At 43.2% G+C, this 21,680-nt stretch carries 22 protein-coding genes, 1 pseudogene and 1 riboswitch; of the genes and pseudogenes, 6 read left to right on the top strand and 17 right to left on the bottom strand.

Annotated features, from left to right (window positions below; all coding sequences use genetic code 11):
* Positions 1-101: 101 nt before the first annotated feature.
* Both NLX82_RS25125 and NLX82_RS25120 read left to right on the top strand, forming a co-directional pair.
* Entirely contained in the window at positions 102-401 is a 300-nt protein-coding gene (locus tag NLX82_RS25125) for an NAD(P)-dependent oxidoreductase (RefSeq protein ID WP_179085403.1), read from the top strand.
* Positions 402-924: 523 nt separating this feature from the next.
* Entirely contained in the window at positions 925-1,140 is a 216-nt protein-coding gene (locus NLX82_RS25120; RefSeq protein ID WP_254349230.1) for a hypothetical protein, read from the top strand.
* Here the strand turns inward: NLX82_RS25120 and NLX82_RS25115 are convergent.
* From NLX82_RS25115 to nikA, 8 genes and pseudogenes are all read right to left on the bottom strand, one after another.
* Positions 1,054-1,266 (bottom strand): zinc-binding dehydrogenase, encoded by a 213-nt coding sequence (locus tag NLX82_RS25115; RefSeq protein ID WP_254349228.1) that lies wholly within the window; start codon positions 1,264-1,266, stop codon positions 1,054-1,056. The genes NLX82_RS25120 and NLX82_RS25115 overlap by 87 nt on opposite strands.
* 121 nt (positions 1,267-1,387) lie before the next feature.
* A pseudogene (gene xerS / locus NLX82_RS25110) lies at positions 1,388-2,254 on the bottom strand (tyrosine recombinase XerS); the annotation flags it as partial.
* A gap of 309 nt (positions 2,255-2,563) precedes the next feature.
* A complete protein-coding gene (gene cntE, locus NLX82_RS25105) occupies positions 2,564-3,793 on the bottom strand; it encodes a staphylopine family metallophore export MFS transporter CntE (protein WP_069080917.1) in 1,230 nt (409 codons plus the stop codon).
* Positions 3,790-4,653 (bottom strand): ATP-binding cassette domain-containing protein, encoded by an 864-nt coding sequence (locus NLX82_RS25100; protein WP_254349220.1) that lies wholly within the window; start codon positions 4,651-4,653, stop codon positions 3,790-3,792. Before NLX82_RS25100 ends, cntE begins: the two co-directional genes overlap by 4 nt.
* Before the next feature lie 15 nt (positions 4,654-4,668).
* Entirely contained in the window at positions 4,669-5,484 is an 816-nt protein-coding gene (locus NLX82_RS25095) for an ABC transporter ATP-binding protein (protein ID WP_254349219.1), read from the bottom strand.
* Positions 5,447-6,328 (bottom strand): nickel transporter permease, encoded by an 882-nt coding sequence (gene nikC / locus NLX82_RS25090; RefSeq protein ID WP_075154212.1) that lies wholly within the window; start codon positions 6,326-6,328, stop codon positions 5,447-5,449. The genes NLX82_RS25095 and nikC overlap by 38 nt, the downstream gene beginning before the upstream one ends.
* A gap of 4 nt (positions 6,329-6,332) precedes the next feature.
* Positions 6,333-7,274: an ABC transporter permease subunit gene (locus NLX82_RS25085; protein WP_053325464.1), complete on the bottom strand. Its 942-nt coding sequence runs from the start codon at positions 7,272-7,274 to the stop codon at positions 6,333-6,335.
* A gap of 19 nt (positions 7,275-7,293) precedes the next feature.
* Positions 7,294-8,919 carry a nickel ABC transporter substrate-binding protein gene (gene nikA, locus NLX82_RS25080; protein WP_023988649.1) on the bottom strand — a complete coding sequence of 542 codons (1,626 nt, stop codon included), beginning with the start codon at positions 8,917-8,919 and terminating at the stop codon, positions 7,294-7,296.
* A 197-nt stretch (positions 8,920-9,116) separates the two neighbouring features.
* Between nikA and NLX82_RS25075 the strand changes: the two genes are divergently transcribed.
* The gene (locus NLX82_RS25075) at positions 9,117-10,820 is read left to right on the top strand and encodes a helix-turn-helix domain-containing protein (protein WP_053325463.1); all 1,704 of its coding nucleotides are present in this window, start codon (positions 9,117-9,119) and stop codon (positions 10,818-10,820) included.
* Here the strand turns inward: NLX82_RS25075 and NLX82_RS25070 are convergent.
* The 4 genes from NLX82_RS25070 to NLX82_RS25055 all read right to left on the bottom strand — a co-directional run bounded on the left by NLX82_RS25070 (position 10,817) and on the right by NLX82_RS25055 (position 13,681).
* Positions 10,817-10,987, bottom strand: a complete 171-nt coding sequence (locus tag NLX82_RS25070; protein ID WP_155613676.1) for a hypothetical protein — start codon at positions 10,985-10,987, stop codon at positions 10,817-10,819. The two genes, NLX82_RS25075 and NLX82_RS25070, sit on opposite strands and share 4 nt — an antisense overlap.
* A 431-nt stretch (positions 10,988-11,418) precedes the next feature.
* Positions 11,419-12,180: an SDR family oxidoreductase gene (locus NLX82_RS25065; RefSeq protein ID WP_028541265.1), complete on the bottom strand. Its 762-nt coding sequence runs from the start codon at positions 12,178-12,180 to the stop codon at positions 11,419-11,421.
* A gap of 316 nt (positions 12,181-12,496) precedes the next feature.
* Entirely contained in the window at positions 12,497-12,667 is a 171-nt protein-coding gene (locus NLX82_RS25060) for a hypothetical protein (protein ID WP_023988644.1), read from the bottom strand.
* A gap of 48 nt (positions 12,668-12,715) precedes the next feature.
* Positions 12,716-13,681, bottom strand: a complete 966-nt coding sequence (locus NLX82_RS25055; protein ID WP_053325461.1) for a flavodoxin family protein — start codon at positions 13,679-13,681, stop codon at positions 12,716-12,718.
* 311 nt (positions 13,682-13,992) lie between these two features.
* Here NLX82_RS25055 and NLX82_RS27840 point away from each other — a divergent pair, with 311 nt between their 5' ends.
* A complete protein-coding gene (locus tag NLX82_RS27840; RefSeq protein ID WP_254349218.1) occupies positions 13,993-15,546 on the top strand; it encodes a PucR family transcriptional regulator in 1,554 nt (517 codons plus the stop codon).
* 155 nt (positions 15,547-15,701) lie between these two features.
* On the opposite strand, the gene NLX82_RS25045 is transcribed toward NLX82_RS27840, so the two are convergent.
* The 4 genes from NLX82_RS25045 to NLX82_RS25030 form a co-directional block, all read right to left on the bottom strand.
* Positions 15,702-16,016 (bottom strand): DMT family transporter, encoded by a 315-nt coding sequence (locus tag NLX82_RS25045; protein ID WP_023988641.1) that lies wholly within the window; start codon positions 16,014-16,016, stop codon positions 15,702-15,704.
* 3 nt (positions 16,017-16,019) lie between these two features.
* The gene (locus NLX82_RS25040) at positions 16,020-16,361 is read right to left on the bottom strand and encodes a DMT family transporter (RefSeq protein ID WP_023988640.1); all 342 of its coding nucleotides are present in this window, start codon (positions 16,359-16,361) and stop codon (positions 16,020-16,022) included.
* Between the two features lie 94 nt (positions 16,362-16,455).
* Positions 16,456-16,554: riboswitch (guanidine-I (ykkC/yxkD leader) on the bottom strand.
* 84 nt (positions 16,555-16,638) lie between these two features.
* Complete coding sequence (paiA, locus tag NLX82_RS25035) at positions 16,639-17,157, bottom strand: spermidine/spermine N(1)-acetyltransferase (RefSeq protein WP_069079637.1); 519 nt, start codon at positions 17,155-17,157, stop codon at positions 16,639-16,641.
* Positions 17,158-17,182: 25 nt separating this feature from the next.
* Entirely contained in the window at positions 17,183-17,635 is a 453-nt protein-coding gene (locus NLX82_RS25030) for a MarR family winged helix-turn-helix transcriptional regulator (protein ID WP_254349217.1), read from the bottom strand.
* A gap of 117 nt (positions 17,636-17,752) precedes the next feature.
* Between NLX82_RS25030 and NLX82_RS25025 the strand changes: the two genes are divergently transcribed.
* Positions 17,753-18,391, top strand: a complete 639-nt coding sequence (locus NLX82_RS25025) for a YczE/YyaS/YitT family protein (RefSeq protein WP_254349227.1) — start codon at positions 17,753-17,755, stop codon at positions 18,389-18,391.
* A gap of 218 nt (positions 18,392-18,609) precedes the next feature.
* Positions 18,610-19,524 (top strand): dihydrodipicolinate synthase family protein, encoded by a 915-nt coding sequence (locus tag NLX82_RS25020; protein ID WP_028541271.1) that lies wholly within the window; start codon positions 18,610-18,612, stop codon positions 19,522-19,524.
* A gap of 225 nt (positions 19,525-19,749) precedes the next feature.
* On the opposite strand, the gene NLX82_RS25015 is transcribed toward NLX82_RS25020, so the two are convergent.
* Entirely contained in the window at positions 19,750-21,612 is a 1,863-nt protein-coding gene (locus tag NLX82_RS25015; RefSeq protein ID WP_254349216.1) for a beta-glucoside-specific PTS transporter subunit IIABC, read from the bottom strand.
* Positions 21,613-21,680 lie beyond the last annotated feature (68 nt).

Below are 21,680 nucleotides of genomic sequence, written 5' to 3'. Positions count from 1 at the left end.
AACGTAATTTTATCGGTTGAACAGTAGCTACCAGTACTTACAATATAACTATACAACAAGTGTTGTAGAAATAATAGATGTATGAAAGACGAGGCTACGTTATGATAATTACAATTTTTGGCGCCAGCGGCGCTATAGGAAAGTTGGTCGTAAAAGAAGCTTTAACACACGGCGACCAGGTAGTGGCTTATGTAAGAAGAGCGGATGCTCTGCCTGAAAATCACCCGAATTTACAAGTGGTTGTCGGTAGCCTGGATGACCACCGCAAAATGAAAGATGCGTTTACAAATTCAGACGCCGTGATCAGCGCGCTTGGACCGGCGCAGGATAAATCCAGAAAAGTGAAGGATTTGTCGATCCCCGGGCTCATGAAACCATCATTCAAACCATGCAGGCTTTAAATAAAAAACGTTTTGTCACACTGGGGACGCCTACCGTGAAAGCAAAAGAAGACCGTTCACAAATCAAACATAGAATGGACTGTCGTACGCATTATCAATCCGAATATCAAACAAGACGGCAAGAGCTATAGAATTTCGTTCGGTGATACGAAGTCAGGCATGAATGTATCTCGGGAAAACGTTGCGAAATGCTTGTACGATTTTGTTTGTAAATCTGCCTATATACAAAAAAATGCCGATTGTTTTTAATAAATAAGGAGAAAAATGACAATTACAATATGGATTATACAAGGATTATTGGCAGCCATGTTTCTGTAGAATTAACAGACGCGGGATTCTGGAAAAGCGGCTTTGCCGCAGCCGGCGCACTCCTTTTGGGTATTACAGTATCATGACTCATATTCGGGTAAAAGACGGCCTTAGAAACGACGACGATTATTATTCTCGGTATCCTGCCTTTCGTACCGCTGTTCCTGCTCTATTAATTAACTAAAAGAAAGGCTGCCCAAAATGTCAAATATGGATGGAAAACATTTATTCGCTGGGCGAATTGATTGCGGAACAGCACAAGCGAAGGATCGAAGCGGCTGAACGGGTTACAGCTATTTTGCAAATGGCCAAAATGCCGGATGAAGCGGGACTCAATTATTATTTAGAAGGTCACAACAACTTTGCCTTGGGAGTGACCCGTCGACACTTTAATCAACGCTTTGTTAATGTCCCCAAACGCATAAGTTGAATCTAAAGAGGGCTTGATATTTTCTTTTTCAACAAGTTTAGTGATATCTTGTAATTGACTTCCATTGGATTGCACAAATAAAAAGCGATATTCATTTTGATTCTTACGTGCTAAAGAATTGTACATTGACAACAAGTTTATCCCCTATTTCACTCAATGACAGCTGGTACTAAGTCGCTATAGAGAAGCTTTGTGTCATTCCCCCTTGAACAGGGTAAACTTTGTGTCATTACATGACTAAGCTTTATTACTTATCCATATTATTAACTGCTTTCCTCATTTCTTCATCAGTTAAATGAGTATAAATCATAGTCGTTTGTATAGAGGAATGTCCTAATTGGTTTTTCAATCTAGGCACATCATTGTTCTCCAAGTGATAACGGATTGCAAATGAATGTCTCAGAGAATGCACGGTTAAAGCCAGCTTTCCAAAAGCTATAGTGTATTTTTCAATCAGTTTTTCAATGGATCTCTGCGTTAAACGTCGGCTTTTTCCTTTGCAACCAACAGGAGCTGCTATAAACAAAAAGCTTTCGTTTCTTTCTGGAATATATCTGGATTCTCTGATCTGAAGATAATTTTCTAAATCCAGTAAAGCTTGCTTGCTGAAATACACATATTGTTCTTTATTACCTTTACGGATAACACTTACTAAAGCTTTATTCATATCCAGATCTTCAAGGTTAATGCCTGCAACCTCAGAGAGCCTAAGACCGGATCCTAAAATGAGGGAAACAATGGCTGTATCTCGTTCACGATTAAATTGATGGAAATTGAAAATATGTTTATTCTCTTTATTAATCTTTCCGTAATCATGGGCTACAAATAACCTAAACGACTCAAAATCGTCTTCTCTGAGAATTTTCCCATCAATACGATTGGCAATCGTCTCTTGGCTTTCTTTAACTACATTTAAATCCATTTTGGCCATAACATTGCGCTGGATATATGGCTCTAGGTCACTTATTTCAGCTTTATTCTGTAAGTAATCAAATAAGGATTTTAGTGAGGACAATTTACGGTTAATGGTTAGCTTAGTATTGTCGAGTTGATACTCCAAAAAAGATAAAAAATTCTCCACTTCACGAATGGTTAGTTTCTCTAAAGTAGCTAAATTCTACCCTGGAACGATTCGAGATTTCGCTTGAATATTTGCTCTCTGGTATAACAGGCATTATTCATTACTGGGTTCAAAAACAGGACCGTTTATCCATAGAAAAAATATCGAGCGTTCTTAGCGATATTCACTTCAAGAACGTTCAAGACTTATTTGCCGACGAACAAAACAGGGCTTAAATCGTCCAAGAACGATTTAAGCCCTACCCCATATCTAATTTACACCGATGACTGGCAGCTTGCCATCTCTCAACGATGCCAATGCTAAACTCGATTCTTGATCAGGTAAGTGTATGTTCTCTTAATCTTACGGCTGGGCCTTCATCCAGCGGCTACTCAAGGCAACAAACAAGGCAACGCAGAGAGAAACGCTGGCAGAAATCCAGAAGATGGCTCTGTAACCGGCGGAGTCTGCCACCAGGCCTAGAACGAGACTACCAATCACGGTTCCAAAATCGGACATGGAGATAAATAACCCCATCCATACTTTTCGACGTTCTTTTCCGAGTGTGATGCTCAGGTAAGCGGCAAGCACAGGATACACATTAGCTATGCCATAGCCGATCATCGCACCGCCCCCGTACAGCATCCATGCATTACCTGTTACTGGGGCAAAAGCTACAAGTGCCAGACCTATCGTGAGCGAAACCAACAGCATGCCGACATATACGGAATGCCAGTTCCCGTCCGAAGGCAGATTCTTACGGAAAGCAAATCTTGCTGTCACGATCACGCCCGATTGAATAGCAAAAAACACCCCCGCATTGCCGATTCCGGTCTGTATCACATACAAGGCAAGAAACGCCGTTACCGCGCCAAACCCAATCGTTGCGCTCATCATCACGATGCTGCTTAGCATGAAGTGACGGTTCCAGAGCGTGGATCGTGCGCTTCTATCTATTTCATGCTTGGTTGTCGTTTGCTCCGCGGGACGCTTTGCCGCTTTGATGTGCTGCGTGGCTCTTCCTGTTCCATAGCCCGAGATGAGCGTCAATGCGCCCAAAACCAAAAGGCCTGCGTAAAATCCGTTCAGTCCAGCTTTTTCCCAGGCGATCCATCCCAGTGCAGGCATCATAACCGAGGGTAGCAAACCAAACAACAAGTATAGAGATAATCCCTGAGCACGGTCACGCTCGGGCAACAGGTCCATAACAGCCATTTGCACGGTCAACGAAAAGAATGCGGCGACAGCGCCTTGCAAACCCCGGACAATAATGTAAGAAACGTTGCCTTGCCATACAAACAATAGCAAAACTAACAGATGCCCCGCCAGAATAAAACGTAGAATGCGGGCAATCCCGAATCGTTCAACGACGATTCCCGCCCATGGTCGCAGCAGCATGCTAACTAGCAAATACATCCCCACGATCATACCGATCTTGTCGTTTCCATAGCCAATGCTTTGCGTATATAGAGGCAATATCATCTGAACGAAGGCGTTAGCACTATAAAACAAAAAAGTGAGGGTATATAGGCGTAGCAACACGGGGGAAAATGCACCGTTGCGAGCGTATGGAAAATCTTTGCTTCGATTCATGCCCAGGCGCCTTTACGCTGCCCTGCGTCAACATAGAAAGGCCTGTCCTCCCGAATTGTACCCAACTCCGGACGTCCGGATAATAAGGCGTCTAACAACTGCTTAACTGCTGGTTCCCTGGATACCTTCATCTCGGCTATCGTCGAGAAGCTACCGCATAAGCTACCCTGAGCTAATACAGTCCATCGGTCACATAGCGCAAAAGCAGCCTTCAGGTTGTGCGTGATGAATACGTAGGACATATCCCGTTGTTCCTTTAAATCGCGTAAAACGTCGATAATATGTACCTGGTTGGCAATATCCAAGCTGCTGACAGCTTCATCGAGCACGATAAAGCTGGGTCTGGAGATCATGGCGCGTGCAATGTTAATGCGTTGTAGTTGTCCACCGCTGAATTGTCTTGGCAGCTTGTTCATGGCACTTACAGGTAGTCCCACGATGTCCAAAGCTTCGCCGATGCGGTAATCCTTTTCCCCATTCGTTAGTCGCTCGAAATTGTCCAGGGGCTCCCCGATGATTTGTGCTGCCGTCATCTTGGGATTTACCGAAGAATAACAATCCTGAAATACGGCCTGTACATGCTTCCGTAATTGTTTTTTCGTTCGATTGTCGCAAGCATACATATCCTTACCATCAATAAGTACTGAGCCCCGTTGAGGGCGCTGCAAGCCAAGCATGATTTTGCCGAGTGTACTCTTGCCTGCACCGCTCCCCCCCAACAAACCGATGCATTGTCCTGCCTCCAGCGTCATGGAGATATCCTTCACGACAGCTCCCTGCAACTTCTGTTTCGATTTCCACCAAGAGTTGTTCGCAGAATCATACGTGTGAGTGACGCCGGAAAGTTCTAGCAGTGCCATTATTCTTCCCTCCGTTCATTCATTCAACCGACTGCGTAGCAATTCTTGTGTATAGGAATGTTGTGGTCGATTGAATATGGATAATACGTCGTTATGTTCCACGATCCGTCCTTCATGCATCACGATGACCTCGTCTGCCATCTCTGCGATGACGTCAAGATCATGCGTAATAAGCAGGATGGCAACGTCCTGGTTCACCCGCAGTCTCTCTAGTTCCTCCAATACATGGTATTGATTAATGGTATCGAGGGCTGTGGTGGGCTCGTCCGCAATGACGATGGAGGGTGACAGACACATCGTTAGCGCAATCAACACGCGTTGCAGCATGCCTCCGCTAAGCTCGAACGGATATCGTTTGAGAAGTTCCGGCGGATCAGGCAGCCTTACACTTTCAAGTGCCTGCACAGCCAGTGTCAACGCATCCTTTTTACTACACCGGGCATGTGTGCGGATCGTTTCGACAAACTGGCTTCCGATGGTATGAACAGAAACCAGTGCATTCATTGGATTTTGAACAATATATCCAATATCATTTCCGCGAATGGTGCGTAACTGCTCTTCAGTCATGCCGTTCAGTTCATCACCTCTCAGTCTGATGCTGCCGTTTATGCGGATGGCAGGATCGAGTAGCTGAAGAATCGATCGACAGGTTAACGTTTTGCCGCTGCCACTCTGTCCTGCAAGACCTACGACGCGTCCAGGCTGCAACGAAAACGAAACATCATCCAGCAATCGTTGAGAAGCGCCGTCTTCGATCACATCGGCACAGACATTATGAAGTGCAAGCAATGGTTCAGGAGTTGCCGATCTGACGTGATGTTCTTCGAACATTGCGGGTGCTCCTCTCCTTCACTTTCTTTACGCCGAGCAGTTGGGAGAGCGACTCCCCCAGTACATTGAACGCGGTGACTACAAGTAAAATACACAATCCCGGATATAGCATTAGGGAAGGGTGTTCGCGCAAATAGCCGCGTCCTTCATTAATCATCGCTCCCCATTCCGCGGTAGGCGGCTGAATGCCGAGTCCCAGGAAGGAAAGAGCTGAAATATCCATGATGGCCCACCCCATCTCTAGCGTACCGATCACCACAATTTGCGGGAAAATATGCGGAAAAACGTGTCTTCTCAGGATCGCTAATCGGCTGGAACCGCAAATGAGGGCAGCCAGCAAATACGGCTCGGAACGCAGATGCAACACCAGACCCCGAGTCATACGTGCATAGTACACCCACTGTACCAGCAGCAGTGCAATAATGACCTGATATATCCCTGGTCCAAGCATACCAACGATGCCAAGCACAAGGACGAGGTTCGGAAATGCAAGCATGCCGTCGCAAATCCGCATTAATAGCTGATCCAGCCAACCGCCTACGTAACCGGATAACATGCCAATCGATACACCAACCAGCACAGATATGGAAAAGACACCCAACACCAGTCCAAACGTAATCCGGACACCATAGATGAGTCTGGACAACACATCCCTGCCCAAATGGTCGGTACCCAGTAAATGCTCAGCCGAGGATGGAACGAGCTTGTCAGCCATTCGTATCTGATTCGGATCATGGGGAGCTATCCATGGAGCAAAGATAGCTGTTACTGCGCAAACACACAAAAAGAACAGGCACAAGCCTACGACCAGCCGCTTGCCAAAAAACAAACTTTTCAATTTCATATTCCTACCTGCTCCTTTCTTGCAAGGAAAGCCTCGGATCAGCAGCCATGTGCAGAAGATCGGTTAGGAGACTTGTACATAAATAAAGACAGGCAGCAAAAAAAACATAGCCCTGAATGACTGGTAAATCGCGGTTGAAAATGGATTCCACGAAAAACCGCCCCAAACCGGGCCAGGAGAATACTCGTTCTACCACAATCGTTCCCGTGATAAGCCTACCTAGATTCATACCGAATCCGGTAATGATGGGGAGGATGGCCAGTCGAACCACATGTCTGAGCATGATGCTGCGCGGCTTTAATCCTCGTGTATGCGCATAGTCCACGTAAGCCTGCTTCATCTGCTCCAGAATACTCTCGCGAAACAGTCGGGCATAGGTTGCCACAAGTGCCAAAGAGAGAGTCAATGATGGTAAAATCAAATGCTGCCATGTGCCCTTTCCTTCCACGGGAAGCAAGTCCCCGTGGAGGGCAAACAGATAGATCAGTAAGTAACCCAGCATGAATTGCGGTAAGGATGCGCCGATGTAGGAAAGAATGCGCACCGCATAATCTACCCACCGCCCGGCGTGTACGGCCGAGAGATACCCTAGTGTGACAACAGTTACGAAAGCGATCAACATACTGCTCCCCGTCAACTGCAACGTTGCGGGCAACCGTTGCCAAATCTCTCCCCAGACAGACTTGGAGGACAGGTACGACGTCCCGAGGTCTAGCTGTAGCATGCGAACAGCAGATTGAACGTACTGAGACATAAAGGGATCGTCCAGCCCCAGTTCTCCCCTCTTCTCCTGTAGCATTTGCTCGTTAGGCTTGATATGAGCTACCGAGAAGTACGCCTCGGCCGGATCAACCGGAGAGAGCCTCATTAGCACAAAAGCTACGAAGGTGGCGAACAGCACGAGTGGAACCAGCGTCAGTGCTCTTCTAAAAATATAACCTGCCATGAGTGGCCCTTCCTTTTCTTTATTTTAGGTGAATGCTATTAAATGGATGATCCCATCTGCTCTCAGGAAATGAAACGTTATCCAGTGTTTTCTGGTATACGTTATATTGACGAATATAGGACAGGGGTATAATAACCGATTCTTCCTGAACTTTTTGTAAAATCTGATCATAAAGCTCTTGTCTCTGTTTCTCGTCAACGGAAGCCAGTACTTGCCTGATCTGTTCGTCAAGCTCTGCCTTGCCTTCAATATTGAGATGTGCCTCTGCAACGCCAAAGGTAGGCTCCGCTACCGCATTGACCAATGTATGTGGATCGTAAGGCACTCCGGAGTTGAACCAGAAGTTCATGTCATAGTCTCCCTCACGGAAACGTTTGGTCTGTTCGGTCAGCTCAAGTCCCGTCAACTGAAGTTTAACGCCAAGTCCAGCCCATTCGGCCTGAAGTGTCTCGCCCATCGCTTTCTGGATGCGGTCAGTTGTATCGTACATCAGCTCAAACGACAGCTTCTCGCCATCCTTTTCCCTGGTACCGCCCGATGCCGGAACCTTCCATCCTGCCTCGTCCAGATAAGCTGCTGCTTTGGAGGCATCGTATGCAAATCCAGGGAACGTCTGACTAACGTAAGGATAATCGGTCGTTAGCACCTGCGTCGCAGGCTGTTCCACGTCAGACGTGATGCCTTTGACCATCGCAGCCTTGTCAAATCCGTGATGCAATGCAAGCCTTACTCGCATATCCGTCAGCTTTTCATTCTGCGTATTCAGGATTAAGTTTCGCGTGCCCAACGGGCCCGATACTTCCGTTTCGAATGCATCGTTCTTTTGCAGGCGCGTGAATTCGTCAAGGCTAATGGAACCCTCTCCGAAAATGAGATCAAGATCGCCTTTCTCGAAGGCTAGTACCCGAGTTTCGGCATCCGGTATGATGCGGACCGTGATCTTGTCCAGTTCAGGCTGTTCGCCCCAATAGTTCGGGTTTTTCACGAATACGCTGTATTCATCCTGCTTGTATTCTTCAAGCATCCATGGCCCCGTGCCGATGGGAGACTGAATGCTTTCCAGCGTATTGTCCCCTTCCGGGAAGCCTGCATCGGCCAAGAAGCGGAATGGACGCACGGTCGTTAAGTCCTGCAAAACCGGATAGTACGGCTCTGACATGACAAGCTTGACGGTGTACTCGTCAACAAGCTCGAGGTGATCCAGCAATTTGGCCGTTCCCAGCCAGCTATGCGTCGTCTTGTTTTGCAGGATCGCGTCTATGTTACGCTTGACGCTAGCGGCGTTGAACGGTGTTCCGTCCGAGTATTGGACGTCCTCCCGAAGATGGAAAGTATATTCTTTGCCGTCCTCGCTAATCTCCCAACTGGTGGCCAAATGAGGCTTGATTTTTCCCCCTTCGCCGTACTCAACCAGCGGTTCGTAAATCATGGATTGTGAGAACAGCTGTGATGGATAGTACGCGTGCGGATTAGATGGACCCAAATCCCTCATCCATGAAACCGTTATTTCTTTAGCTCTTTCCTGTTCCCCGTTAGCTGACGCAGATGGTGCTGCCTCCTCTTTTTTGGAACATGCCGCTGTCACAGCAAGCAGAAGCATAAATAGCATGACAAGTATGCCTTGGAACATTTTTCTCTTTCGCATGGTAAAGCCCCCTAAAACATTAATGAGAATGAAAATCATCTTCAATTTATGTTAAGGAGTTTGGTATGATTGAACAATGGATATATTTCTGATTTTTTATAGCACAAAAAACAGAACCGGGCTTGCGACAATTGACTTGTCTATGCATGTCTTGCTTGGAACCGCGGTTCAAAATACATTTGGTTAAGGAGCACAACATGGAACGTTCAACAATTGACGGAAAAGAAATTTCCTTTTTGCCGAATGAAGGATACGACATATACATCCCTCAAAGCGTGAGCCTTTTCCGCAGGCTGTCCTGCAAACAGCTTATCCCGAGCTCGCCTGGGGCGCATCGCCTCGTCGTGTTTAAGTCGACATCCGGTGTGTTACACTTGAGGAAGCATTTCGTGCAGACCGAAAAAAACGATGTCTTACTGCTTGCACCTGATGCGCAGGCCAGCATTCAATTCGTCGATCCGCACGAAGAAACATTGGGGGCTTCATCGTCCGCCACGCAGCTGAATACCGCGGCGGCCATCGTCATCGTGTTCAGTGTATACCGGCTTGGAGAGTCGAAACCAGCCAATGAATTACTGTCCATGATTCCGTACGAGACGCGCATGAACATTACTGACGAATCAAGGTTACTTGATTTGGCAGGAACGCTCGACCTCTCATTGAAGCGCCCCACTCCCGTCCCCGAAGAGTCGAGATTGAAACAGCAGATTGCGTTGCAGGAACTACTCCTGTTCCTGATGGAAAACATTCGACGGAATACGGAAATATCCGATAACATTCAAGCGGTGAAGCATACAGTCACTTATATCGAATCTCACTATCAGCAAAACATTACGGCCCGCCAGTTGTACAGCATCGCAGGTGTGGCTAAATGGCAATACAGTACCTTATTCAAGTCCATTACAGGAAAAAAACCGTTGGACTACGTGTTGGATATTCGTATGAAACACGCCAAGCGGCTGTTGTTACAGACCGAGGACACGATTGCACAGATTGCCCAAGCCGTGGGATTCAAGGATGAGAGTTACTTTTCGCGCAAGTTTAGACAAACGGAAGGGATCACTCCCCGCCAGTACGAGGAGGCTGCTTCAGTCAGCTCATCTCCCGTGCTCATGCCCGAGGTTCCTTACAAACGGATCGTTGCCGTTGGTTATTCGCTGGGCGATCTATTGTCCTTGGGTATCACGCCGATAGGCGCAGATGTGGAGATCATAGGTAAAAGAGGTCTGTACTGGGATTCCATCAATGGTATTGAGGATATTGGATTACTGGGTGAACCGGGCAAAATACGTAAGCTTCTTCCTGACCTGATCATTCATTCTGGTTTCCGTCAAGATTGGATCGAAGAATTGGCATCCATTGCCCCAACCGTGCTCATCGATCGCTATGAACACGTCTATTCAAGAATCATGCAAACAGCAGAGCTAATGAATCGGCAGAAGCTTGCACAACAATGGATTTATCGGCATCGCGCTGCAAGTAAACAAATGTGGATAGGCCTGGCGAAGCATATGGATGTTAAGCAAACAGCAGCTGTGTTTTCCATCGTTGAGGGCAATCTCTACATCATGAGCATGAAAGGCTTTGCAGTTACTGTATACCACCCTGACGGCATGCAGCCTCCTCCGAAGGTGAAGGAACTAATCCGGGCAGGCATTCCTTTTCAACTGACGCGACCGGAACATGCCTGTAGCTATGAAGCCGATACCCATTTTATTCTCATGGATAACGATCCCCGTACGATCCGGTTATACAGAAGACTGATGCAGTTACCATACTGGAACTCGAAAAGCATCGACCGTATTATTCTTACCGAGAACAAGTACAATTTCGATGATCCGCTCACGATGGACAGATTGTTGCTAGAGCTTCCTCAGATGATTCTGAAGAAAAGTCACTAATGACCACATTGATTTCTCCACGCCAAAAATAGGGATGTAATCAATCGCCTCTTACTACGATTGGTTACATCCCTATCCCCTACAGCGTCATATCCTGCAGCCACTGCAAAACAAGCAATCATACTTCCAATATTACCGACTCCAATAAATCCAATGGTTTTTTTCATATGTCAATGTTCCTCGTCTGATGTTTGTTCACTGTAAGTTTTTTATTGATTATCTTGGCTTGGGACAAGAACTGTACCGATAAAATAAAAAAGCCGATAAAATAGCGACTTTCAATGGGACCTTGTTCTTGTCCCTCGACATCCTTGTAGTATGTATTCAGATAATATTCGCGCAAATCTCGGGGATCTGCGGTGACTAGTGTTTCCTTATTCGATCGCAAAAAACGAGAAAAACGATATGCAGCTCACATTCATGATAATGATATCTAAATATAACTAAAAAATGACGGGATCGTGTGTCAACGCTCCTGTCATTTTATAACATTATTTTTGACATTACATCTCTTTCAATTGAATATTACTTTAACCTTGCAAGGATCTTACTTCGATGATTATATATTTTGAAGCATGTGTGCTCGTTAAACAGTGGATTAGAAGCCTGCCGTCCAACCCGCGTCTGCAGCTATAACAGCCCCGTTCACAAAGCTCGATTCGTCTGATGCCAGGAAAAGGGCTACTTTTGCGATTTCTTCCGCCTGCCCTACGCGAGGAATTACGCCTTGTGTAACCTTCGTTCGGGACGCGCCAAACTCATTTAAGTTATGAATCGTTGAAGTAATGTTTGTGGCTGTCGCTCCTGGCGCAATGGCATTGCATCGGATACCTTTTTGAGCATACATGAACCCCGTGTTTTTCGTAATACCGATTACCGCATGCTTTGAGGCAGTGTAAGCAGCGCCCGCATGCGCGCCGCTGAAGCCGCCCGTAGATGCCGTATTTATAATCACTCCATTCCCTTTATCCAGGAAGATCGGGATAACTTTTCGAATCGAACGCATAACGCTTTTTGTGTTAACATCGAATATAAAATCCCATGTCTCGTCGTCCACATCTCCTACAGGCGCCATGTTATCCATAACGCCCGCATTGTTAACTAAAATATCGAGAGTTCCGAATTCATTAACAGCAGTATCGATCATAGCATGAATATCATTTAAATCAGCAACATTGGTTTTTACTGCGACGGCGGTTCCGCCAGCTGATTTAATTCCTGCTGCAACCGATTCAGCTCCTTCAATGTTCAGGTCTGAAACAATAACACTTGCGCCTTCTTTTGCAAATAATTCTGCAATTGCTTTCCCCATTCCTGATGCTGAGCCTGTAATGACCGCAACTTTTCCTCCCAAACGCATGAAAAATCCCTCCAATGTTTTTTTGAACAACCGTTCATCTGAAGTATGGATCAAATTCTAAATCAAAGTCAATTGTACGAAAGTACACGCCCGAACGGGGGATTCTCAAGAACGAGCACCTCAAAAGGCTGCCTCATGAAAGTCCCTGAAGAACTGTGTAGGTGATTAGTTCACGTATTGGAGCTAGTCTGATGAATCTTTTCGAAGGAGTTTAACGATTAGTGTCAGGTCAATTTTTAGGGATTGATCCAGGTGATGCGGTTAGTTACAGCAACAAAGGATTTATGTTCAGAACCTTATTGCATCTGACTGGTCTTTACATAAGTAAGTAATATTCCAGAGTGATACTTTTTGAAGTTTTCCCAACAACTAAATTATCATTAATGATCTTAGGTCCTATAAACCAAAAGAGTGTGTAAGATGAAAAACTGACGCCGTTTAGACCAGCTCCAACCATGCCTGCTTCAGCAAGCATCTTACCAGCCAAATTCGCTCCCAGCCTTTCAAAAAAAGAATAAGCACTTTATTCGGAATATCAATTACGAGCAGGTCTGGAATAAGATAAATAGTTTTTGTATTTTTTTAATCTTTCAGGCAATTCTCCAGCCTTGGAATTAGGTTTTAATGAAACTTTATATAATTCATCCGCATGCTCGAATTTCCCAGAGATTAGAACATGAGAATGCGCTCTATCTTCCTCCGCGACATTGAATTTAACTTTGCCTTGTTCAACCTCCAAAGTGCCCTTTACACCGCAAATTCCGCATATTGCAGGATAATTATCATCATGATTTCTGATTTCAACGAGTTTGGAATGACAGATTGGACATAAACCAGATTCGCCAATATATTTCGCTTCCGTATTCGGATTCATTAGTGTTTCAGCCACATGACGACCAGATTGCCTAGCTCTGTTCAATTCATTTTCTTTAAAGACTACTGATCCAGGCAAGCCAACCCAATTAACCAGCATTTTGTCTACAACATTGATTTGCATCGGCAGCGTGAAAAGATGGAGCATCGGCAGAGCAAGTGTGTCCCACTCACTCCCACCTACAGCTATAAGAGAAGCCACTCTTTGTTTAAAGCTTCTTTCATCTGGGCCTTTACCAGTAGTTATTCCTCTTTCTTCGCGTTGCTTCTTGGCAATCATTCGGAAGGCAATATCATGGGAAGGGCCCATCCGGTCATTCAGAGTCTTCAACAGTCCACTCGGACTCTTCTCATAAATGGCTGAGCTCACAATTAACCCGTCGCATTCCATTATTTTTTCTTCAATAAATCCATAATCATCGTTCTTTATCACACAATCTCCTGAGCCACACTTTTCAAGCAGGCTGACTACACAAGCATTACAACCGGTGCAAGGTTTAATTTGCAGGTCATTAAGACGTATAAGCTCTACCTCGGCACCTATCTCTTCAGCACCCATCAGAGCTTCCTTCACAAGGATTTCTGAATTACTCATCCTTCTACCGCAACTGATCCCTAAAATTTTCATTAATATCCTCCTGCAATTTGTATTTGTTAGGCATAGATCCTGAAGCAAATCCATGCGAGAGTTTCAGCTTTCTCCACTAATTTCGCATAAATTTGCTCACATAATTCCAAAACTATTCCCTCACAGAGTTTTGATTTTAAACAATATTACTCATTTTTTGATTAAAGTGTTATTTATTGCAGCGCGTAATAATTTCAGTATATATAATGAAAGCGTTATATCCTATGTGCTGGAATTTAAACCAGGGCCGATATAGTGACGATATTTTGTAATATTGCACAAGGATTAAAAAGCTTTTGGAGGCTGCTCTCGTGAAAATTCAAAAAATAATCAGAAAACTTAGCGACTGTTATCTTTCCTTGCCCGAAGAGGCCATGCAAACAAAAGAAATCAGTGAATTTACTATCCTGCGGTTGAGTTCCGTTTTCCAGGCTGACACCGCTTATATAGGCAATCTTTCGGATTTGCCAAAGGACTTTCCTACAGACACTCCTCTTTTCTGCATTCAGGATTGTGATGCACTTGTAGACTCTTATACTTGTCTTACCCTTCTGCCAAATGGACTGGATCTGCTGGATCTTTCGGGAAAGATTTCATCTATACTTGCTCATGAGAATCGGCTCATTGAGCATATGCACACTCTGATATCCGCACTTTACTCAAACAAAGGTTTACAATACTTGACAAACGAGGCCTCCCGCATCTTTGGTAATCCGGTAATCATTGTCGACGCAGGCTATAAGTTACTCGCTATGTGTCAGGCCCCCATCCCCAGCCGACCTGATATCGAACAGCAGCGAAATTTGGGTTATATTCTTGACAGTAATATTGAGAGCATGAAGAAATCCAATCTGTACGAATTAACCCGTATGGCTCTTACTCCTTATTATTCACGCGATCCCGAGACCAACGACTGTTGGATAACAGCTTTTGTGTACGTACATGGTATAGAATTCGCGCAGGTCAGTGTTATGGAACTGGATCGTAAATTTACAGATATTGATTTTGAACTCGTACAATTTCTTTGTGAGTTGGTTTCGGTAGAATTGCAAAAGAACGACTTTTATAATTGCAATCAAGGAATGATGCATAGTTTTTTGCTTTCCGAACTGCTTACAGGCGAGCTCAATGATGCTAATGTCATCGCAATGCGACTGGCTCATCTGGAATGGACGCTTACACCTTACCTGAGAGTGATGACCTTGACAGACCTGAAGAACGGCTTTTTTGACGGGAAAGTTCAGTTGGTTGCACAGCATATGATCCAATTACTTCCGGATAGCCGTTGGATCGTATATCAGGGACGTATTGTATTTCTCATTTCCCTCGTTGATTCATCCTGTAAAATCATTGCTGAAGACAAACGAATTCTGGAATTTCTCCAAGTAAACGGCCTAACTGCTTCGCTGAGTGACTGCTTTAGTCATTTAACCTTTTTGCGAAAATATTATAAGCAATGCCTAACCGCCTTCGAGATTGGTTTCCAACTTAATTCTAACAAGCCAGTGTATATGTATGAGGACTATCTCTGCGAGCATATTGGAAAGATCATATCGGAACAGAACGATCTCGCTGACTTCTACCATCCAGTTATCCAAAAGTTAATTGCTTATGACAATGCCCACAAAACAAGTTTGCTACCTACCCTTGAAGCCTATCTTCAATATGTGGACACTCCAAATATTGCTGCTAAAACACTTTTTATTCATAGAAATACTTTGTTCTATCGAATCAACAGGATGCGTGAGCTTTTCGAGATTGATCTAAGCGATGGTGATATTCGTCTGAAACTTCAAATGACTCTTCATTTTCTAAAACTGAAAACACAACGCGGCGATCCTAAAGATCAGAGTATAGAAGGGTAAGCAAATGCAAAAAAACATGCAGACAAAATTTCTTATCGATACTTTGTCTGCACGCTGGTCTTTTCTTTCTATTTTTAAATTTAATGATAGCCCATAAGCATTCAGATAGTTCGCTGCTGTTCTAAGAAGACCAGTATGTCTAATTCCATCATTAATCAGCTTACCAGCTTTAGGCCAACTGCTGAACCGAGTACCATCGCAATGAACAGAATTCTCGCGGTATTACGCGGTTCACTGTAAAAGATCATGCCCAATATGGCCCCGCCAGAAGCCCCAATACCGGTCCAGACAGCGTAGGCCGTTCCCATGGGTAGTGTTTCCATGGCCAGGGATAGAAACAAGAAGCTCAATCCAAAGCCTGCAAGCAAGTAAAAAGCAGACAGGAAATTCCGATCTTTATGGAGCTTATTAATCATGAGAACTCCCATCATCTCAAATACGCCTGCCAAAATTAGAAATACCCAGTTCATACGTCAGTGCACCTCTTTTCCTTGTTTCTTCTCTTTGCTCTGTATTTTGAGCCCTACAACTCCGAGCAGAAGCACCCCGATTAGCAACAATTTAGATCCCTGTACCTCAGCATCAAACAACAAAATTTCTGCCAATACAGTGCCGGCCGTTCCCAACCCGACAAACACTGCATACACCGTACCAACCGGAAGCGTACGGGAAGCCATAATCATGAGTATGAAACTTACTAAAATTCCAACTAAAGTGCCCCCCCACTCTAACCATCCGCTGGCATGTTTCAGGCCGATGACCCATCCAACTTCAAATAATGCCGCAATTACAACAGATAACCATGTCTTGTTCATTCTGTGCTTCCTCCTTTTTGATAATGCTGCAAATGTAGTATGGATTTATAGCAGCAATAAAAAAAGCCTGAGAGAATACTGCATACAGCAGTTTTTCTCCCAGGCTTTTATCCCTCCGTGGCACAGTACGACGACTGTGAGTTTTCTCTCGGACCAGCCGATATTACATCGCGGAACCCTAGAAAACATTTTTGAATTCAATTATAGTTAACATTATACACATTAGTGAATAAATTACAATATAAAAATTAATAAGAATTCGTATATCACCCTAAACTTATATCATTGTTTTGGTCATTATGAAATCAATTTGTTCTTCATCACCCATATAAAAAGAGTGTGCGCCAGTTTGAACAAACCCCATTTTCTTATAAAAAGCAATGGCGTTTTCATTTTTTTCCCATACACCGAGCCAGATCTTCTTTTTATTATGTTCAATCGCAATTTCCATAGCTTTATTTAGCAGATATTTACCAAGCCCATGTTTTTGAGATTTGTTTTTTATATAAATCCTCTCAATTTCGAGCGACTCATCACCCATTTTTTCGGATTGGGCATCATTCATATTTACCTTTAAGTATCCAGCAAGTTCTTCATTAAAATAGATGAAAAAGATTTCTGAAGAGTCGTTGGACAATTCCTCCTCCAACTGCTTATAGTTAAATGCTCTTTCTAGATAAGCTTTCATATTTTCAGGTGAATTCTGATCTTTAAAAGTATCATTAAATGTTTCAATACTTATTTTTTGGAGTATTTGTAAATCTTCACGGTTGCACTTTATTATTTTTACAGTCACTTAATGTATCGCTCCTTCATGTAAATCAATAATTTCTCTTGTTCCCCTTTTTTACAAATTCCCAGTCTTCCCCTATATTTTCTCTCACTCTTTGAAGAAGATTGAAAATGGTTTCTACTTCTCTTTCCGAAAATCCCTCTAATGCAATGTTATTGGAATAATCATTTTCTCTTTTTATAAAAGGATAAACATTGTTCCCTTTCTCTGTTGGAAAGAGTTTTTTGATTTTTTGGTTATGGTTATCCTCTTTCTTTTCAATAAATCCATTAATTACAAGTTTTTTTATAGCACGAGATGCAGTTGTTCGATCTACTTTTATCATCTCAGCTAACTTTTCTTGAATGATTCCTGGGTTTTCACATATTCGCACAAGGTACAAATACTGCCCTTTTGTAAGGTCATATTCTTTAAATTCTATATTACTTATAGAATCTAATGCCCTTGCGATCATTCCAATTTCACGAAGCACTTCCTTCATAGTTAACTCCTTCGCCCCTATTTTATTGCAAATGCAATAAAAATGATATATTGAATTTACCTTATTTTTATTGCATTTGCAACATAAAATTATGTTAAAGAGGTCGAGTAAAGTGAAATATTTTTTTTTGTATTAGGAATTTTTATATTATCCCTTGGAATTTCGTTCACTATACAATCAGACCTTGGGACTTCGCCTTTTGATGCACTTTTGGTAGGACTGTCCATAAATGTGGGGCTTACTGTGGGAAGTTGGGAAATCATAATAGCTATAATATTGATATGTTGTAATTCGCTTTTGAAAAGACAAAGACCAGAAGTTTTGGGGTTGTTAACAGCATTTATAACGGGTATTGGTATTGATATGTGGCTTTTTTTATTACACAATTTGATAGCACCTGAACTATGGTACAGCAAAGTTGTTTGTTTTGGAATTGGTTTAGTTGTTGTAGGATTAGGAACTGCAACATATTTACAGACAAATTTTGCACCAATTCCAGTTGACCGATTAACATTAATCATACAAGAATTAACTAGAACAAATCTATTTTTTTCGAGAACACTCATCTACCTTATATTCTTGATCATAGCAGTCATTTTAAATGGCCCCATTGGCATTGGAACTTTGTTAACCGTTTGTTTAGGGGGGTTAATACTCAATTACTTTATGCCACTTACTAAAAAAGTACTTGACCGCATATTAACACACTCTGATACATCACTAAATCATGAGAAAGATAAAAAGCATTCTATATAGAATGCTTTTTATCTTTCTCAACTAACCTGATCTGTTAAAAGATGTAATATCCAAGTTGACACTGAAGCTTGATGCTCATATCTCTTTGTTTCGATCTTAAGTTTCTCTAGAAGAATTGGTACTGTTATTTGTCTCTCAATTGGTACTTTAATTGTGTCTAATTCATTTTTATAATGTGTTTGTATTTTGAAGGTCAATTAATAAAGGAGTGTAGCTTTATGTTCTGTGGATTATCTGCTTTTCCACTCACGCCAGTTAACGAGACAGGTATTAACGAAAAAGCATTTGTGACACTAATTCAACGATTAGTTGCAGCTGGTGTAGACTCAATTGGTGCATTGGGTTCAACTGGAAATTATGCATATCTTAATCGAGAAGAACGTTTACGTGTGCTTCGACTTGCTGTCCATTCATCTGAAGGGATTCCCGTGATGACAAGTATAAGTGCGATTCGTACTTCTGAAGTACTTCGATTAGCGGAAGATGCACAAAGAGCAGGAGCAAGCGCAGTGCTGTTAGCTCCTGTTTCTTACCAGGCATTAACAAATGAAGAGGTATATTCGTTGTATGAACAGGTGACAAGCTCGCTCTCTATTCCGCTCTGCGTATATGATAATCCGGGGACTACACATTTTCATTTCAGTGATGAGTTGCACGGTCGGATTGCTGAGCTGTCTAACGTTCGTTCTATCAAGATTCCTGGAGTGCCTTCTGATCCTGAAGCAGCCAAGGCACGCATTAGAAAACTGCGAACGGCCATTCCTCCCCATGTAACTATAGGAGTAAGTGGAGACTCATCCGCAGTCACTGGCTTGGATGCAGGCTGTGAAGTATGGTACTCAGTTCTTGGTGGTTTGTTTCCAAGGGCGTGCCAAAAAATGACCCGTTTGGCCCAGTCCGGTTTTGCTGAAGAAGCGAAACAACTCTCGGCGCTACTTGAACCGCTTTGGTCGTTATTTCGTCAATATGGCAGCCTTCGCGTTATTTCAGCAGCAGCAGAAATAAGTGGCTTGATCTCAAGTCCCAGTCTTCCTTTGCCCTTACAACCATTGAATCAATCAGCTAGAGAACACTTGAAATTCATACTAAAGGATCTTCAGTCTACAGAAACATTCTGTTCACCATTCGGCTAATACCTTTTCGAAGGGGGGACTACTAAGCACGTTTGCAGTAAAATTTTTCGTTATGAGTGTTGGAGGAAGAACAGATGCTGAACTGCCCAAGCATTCGTAATTTCTTAATCCTTTTCTTCGTTAGCAACAGAACTATCTACTAAAAAAAGCCAGCTATAATAGCTATAGCTGGCTGTTATACATTTTTTCAATTTACTTCCAAGATCAAATCCATGCTGTCCTGTGTTAAACCAAATTTGAAGATGAAACGCTAGGTTTTGCAGGAATCACATGTAATAACTGTTTTGAATTTGGATCCTCCAGATTCACATGCACTTGATCATAATTAAATGAATTCGTAACAATAACCATTACCGTAGAATCATAACCCGCAGCCTTAATTTGCTCCAAGTCAAACTCAACTAATTTGTCATCAATGCCAATTCTATCATTTTCCTTAACCAATGGTTTAAAGTGTTGTCCCTTTAATTTCACAGTATTAATACCGATATGAATCAAAAGTTCTATACCGGAATCAGATACAATGCCAATCGCATGCCCGGTTTTGTACACGCTGCTTACCGTTCCGTTTACCGGAGCTGTAACAATTCCGCTAATTGGAACAATCCCTGCTCCTTTACCCATCGCTTCAGAAGCAAACACCTCATCGCTTACACTGCTTAAAGGAACAATTTGGCCATTCACAGGTACCATAACCTCGTTTGGATTTGCTTGATCACTCAAATTCGTCACACTCTTATTCGAAACACCGAAGAAATAAGTTAAAATGACGGCTCCAAAGAATGCAATAATTAATCCGATGACTTCTCCAATGAAACCTTGGCCTAAATAAGTTGGAATAGCCAACAAGCTAGGAAATGTAAATGTGGATGCATGTACTTCAAACGATCCAATAACAGCGCCTCCAATACCAGCAGCGATCATTGCACAGTAGAATGGACGCTTTAATTTAAGGGTTACGCCGTAAATTGCCGGTTCAGTGATACCAAAAATGGCTGTGATTGCTGCAGAACCCGATAGGCCTTTGATTTTGGCATCCTTGGTTTTCAAAAATACGCCTAGAGCAGCACCTGCTTGAGAAAGTACGGCTGCACATACAATTGGCAACCATTGGTCGTATCCTTGATTAGCGACATTGTTTATCATCAGCGTAATCAGCGCCCAATGGACTCCGAAAATGACAATCGACTGATGGAACGCTCCTAAAACCAACCCAGCAAGTAATGGGGAGAAACCAAAGATTGCTAACAATACCATGGCGAACAGGTCACTGATCTTTGTGCCTAGAGGGCCGATAACAGCCAAAGTTAAAGGCAACATAATCACTAGAGAAACCAGAGGGGTTAGCATATTACGAATTGATTCCGGAAAGAATTTGTTCAACAAAGGTTCCAAGTAAGAGAGGCCCCAAATCGACAACAGAATGGGAAACACAGACGCCGTATACGTAATTGGTATGATCGGTATGCCAAAGAAATCAATCGTTTGTGAATTGGATACGATCTCTACTAAAGACGGATGAATGAGTGCACCAGCTAACGAAACGGCTACGAATGGGTTGACTTTAAGCTTCTTGGCCGCAGTAAATGCCAAGAAAATCGGCAAAAAATAGAAAATGGCATCACTTGCTGCATTCCATATTTTATACGCACCACTGTCAGTCGATATCCAGTTCATTGTTGTAAATAAAGCTAGAATGCCTTTCAAAATTCCGGATCCAGCCAAGGCTCCCAGAAATGGCGTAAATACGGCCGAAACAAAATCCATCAACTGACTGACAGGATTAAATTTCTCAGTTCGTTTTTCTGAAGCGCTTTCATTGTTGCTAGAAGCATGTAATGCCATTCCAGGTAATGATGTTAGTGCATCATAGACTTGAGCAACGGAATTACCAACAACCACCTGATACTGTCCGGCACTATTGACGACGGTAATGACCCCATCTGTGTTTTCAATCTTTTTGGTATCTGCAGTACTCACATCATTTAATTTAAATCTCAATCTAGTGGCACAATGCCACACCGCATTTACATTCTCTTTTCCTCCTACGCCATCCAGAATATCCTTTGCCAATTTTTGATAACTCATAGTTGTCCCCCCTATTATAAATGCCCGGACCATTTTCCACATACCGTACTACTGAAACGATACAAAAT

Source organism: Paenibacillus sp. A3M_27_13 (assembly GCF_024213315.1).
GTDB classification, from domain to species: Bacteria; Bacillota; Bacilli; order Paenibacillales; family Paenibacillaceae; genus Paenibacillus; species Paenibacillus polymyxa_B.
This window is presented reverse-complemented; position numbering and strand designations above follow the sequence as displayed.

Bases quoted from the DNA above. Each gene is read 5' to 3' on its own strand.
- NLX82_RS25115 (WP_254349228.1), bottom strand. From the start codon at position 1,266: ATGTACAATTCTTTAGCACGTAAGAATCAAAATGAATATCGCTTTTTA.
- NLX82_RS25020 (WP_028541271.1), top strand. From the start codon at position 18,610: ATGTTCTGTGGATTATCTGCTTTTCCACTCACGCCAGTTAACGAGACA.
- cntE (WP_069080917.1), bottom strand. From the start codon at position 3,793: ATGAATCGAAGCAAAGATTTTCCATACGCTCGCAACGGTGCATTTTCC.
- NLX82_RS25065 (WP_028541265.1), bottom strand. From the start codon at position 12,180: ATGCGTTTGGGAGGAAAAGTTGCGGTCATTACAGGCTCAGCATCAGGA.
- NLX82_RS25125 (WP_179085403.1), top strand. From the start codon at position 102: ATGATAATTACAATTTTTGGCGCCAGCGGCGCTATAGGAAAGTTGGTC.
- nikC (WP_075154212.1), bottom strand. From the start codon at position 6,328: ATGAAATTGAAAAGTTTGTTTTTTGGCAAGCGGCTGGTCGTAGGCTTG.
- NLX82_RS25085 (WP_053325464.1), bottom strand. From the start codon at position 7,274: ATGGCAGGTTATATTTTTAGAAGAGCACTGACGCTGGTTCCACTCGTG.
- nikA (WP_023988649.1), bottom strand. From the start codon at position 8,919: ATGCGAAAGAGAAAAATGTTCCAAGGCATACTTGTCATGCTATTTATG.
- NLX82_RS25045 (WP_023988641.1), bottom strand. From the start codon at position 16,016: ATGAACTGGGTATTTCTAATTTTGGCAGGCGTATTTGAGATGATGGGA.
- NLX82_RS25040 (WP_023988640.1), bottom strand. From the start codon at position 16,361: ATGAACAAGACATGGTTATCTGTTGTAATTGCGGCATTATTTGAAGTT.
- NLX82_RS25055 (WP_053325461.1), bottom strand. From the start codon at position 13,681: ATGAAAATTTTAGGGATCAGTTGCGGTAGAAGGATGAGTAATTCAGAA.
- NLX82_RS25015 (WP_254349216.1), bottom strand. From the start codon at position 21,612: ATGAGTTATCAAAAATTGGCAAAGGATATTCTGGATGGCGTAGGAGGA.
- NLX82_RS25070 (WP_155613676.1), bottom strand. From the start codon at position 10,987: ATGAAAAAAACCATTGGATTTATTGGAGTCGGTAATATTGGAAGTATG.
- NLX82_RS25030 (WP_254349217.1), bottom strand. From the start codon at position 17,635: ATGAAGGAAGTGCTTCGTGAAATTGGAATGATCGCAAGGGCATTAGAT.
- NLX82_RS25120 (WP_254349230.1), top strand. From the start codon at position 925: ATGGAAAACATTTATTCGCTGGGCGAATTGATTGCGGAACAGCACAAG.
- NLX82_RS25075 (WP_053325463.1), top strand. From the start codon at position 9,117: ATGGAACGTTCAACAATTGACGGAAAAGAAATTTCCTTTTTGCCGAAT.
- NLX82_RS25095 (WP_254349219.1), bottom strand. From the start codon at position 5,484: ATGTTCGAAGAACATCACGTCAGATCGGCAACTCCTGAACCATTGCTT.
- NLX82_RS25100 (WP_254349220.1), bottom strand. From the start codon at position 4,653: ATGGCACTGCTAGAACTTTCCGGCGTCACTCACACGTATGATTCTGCG.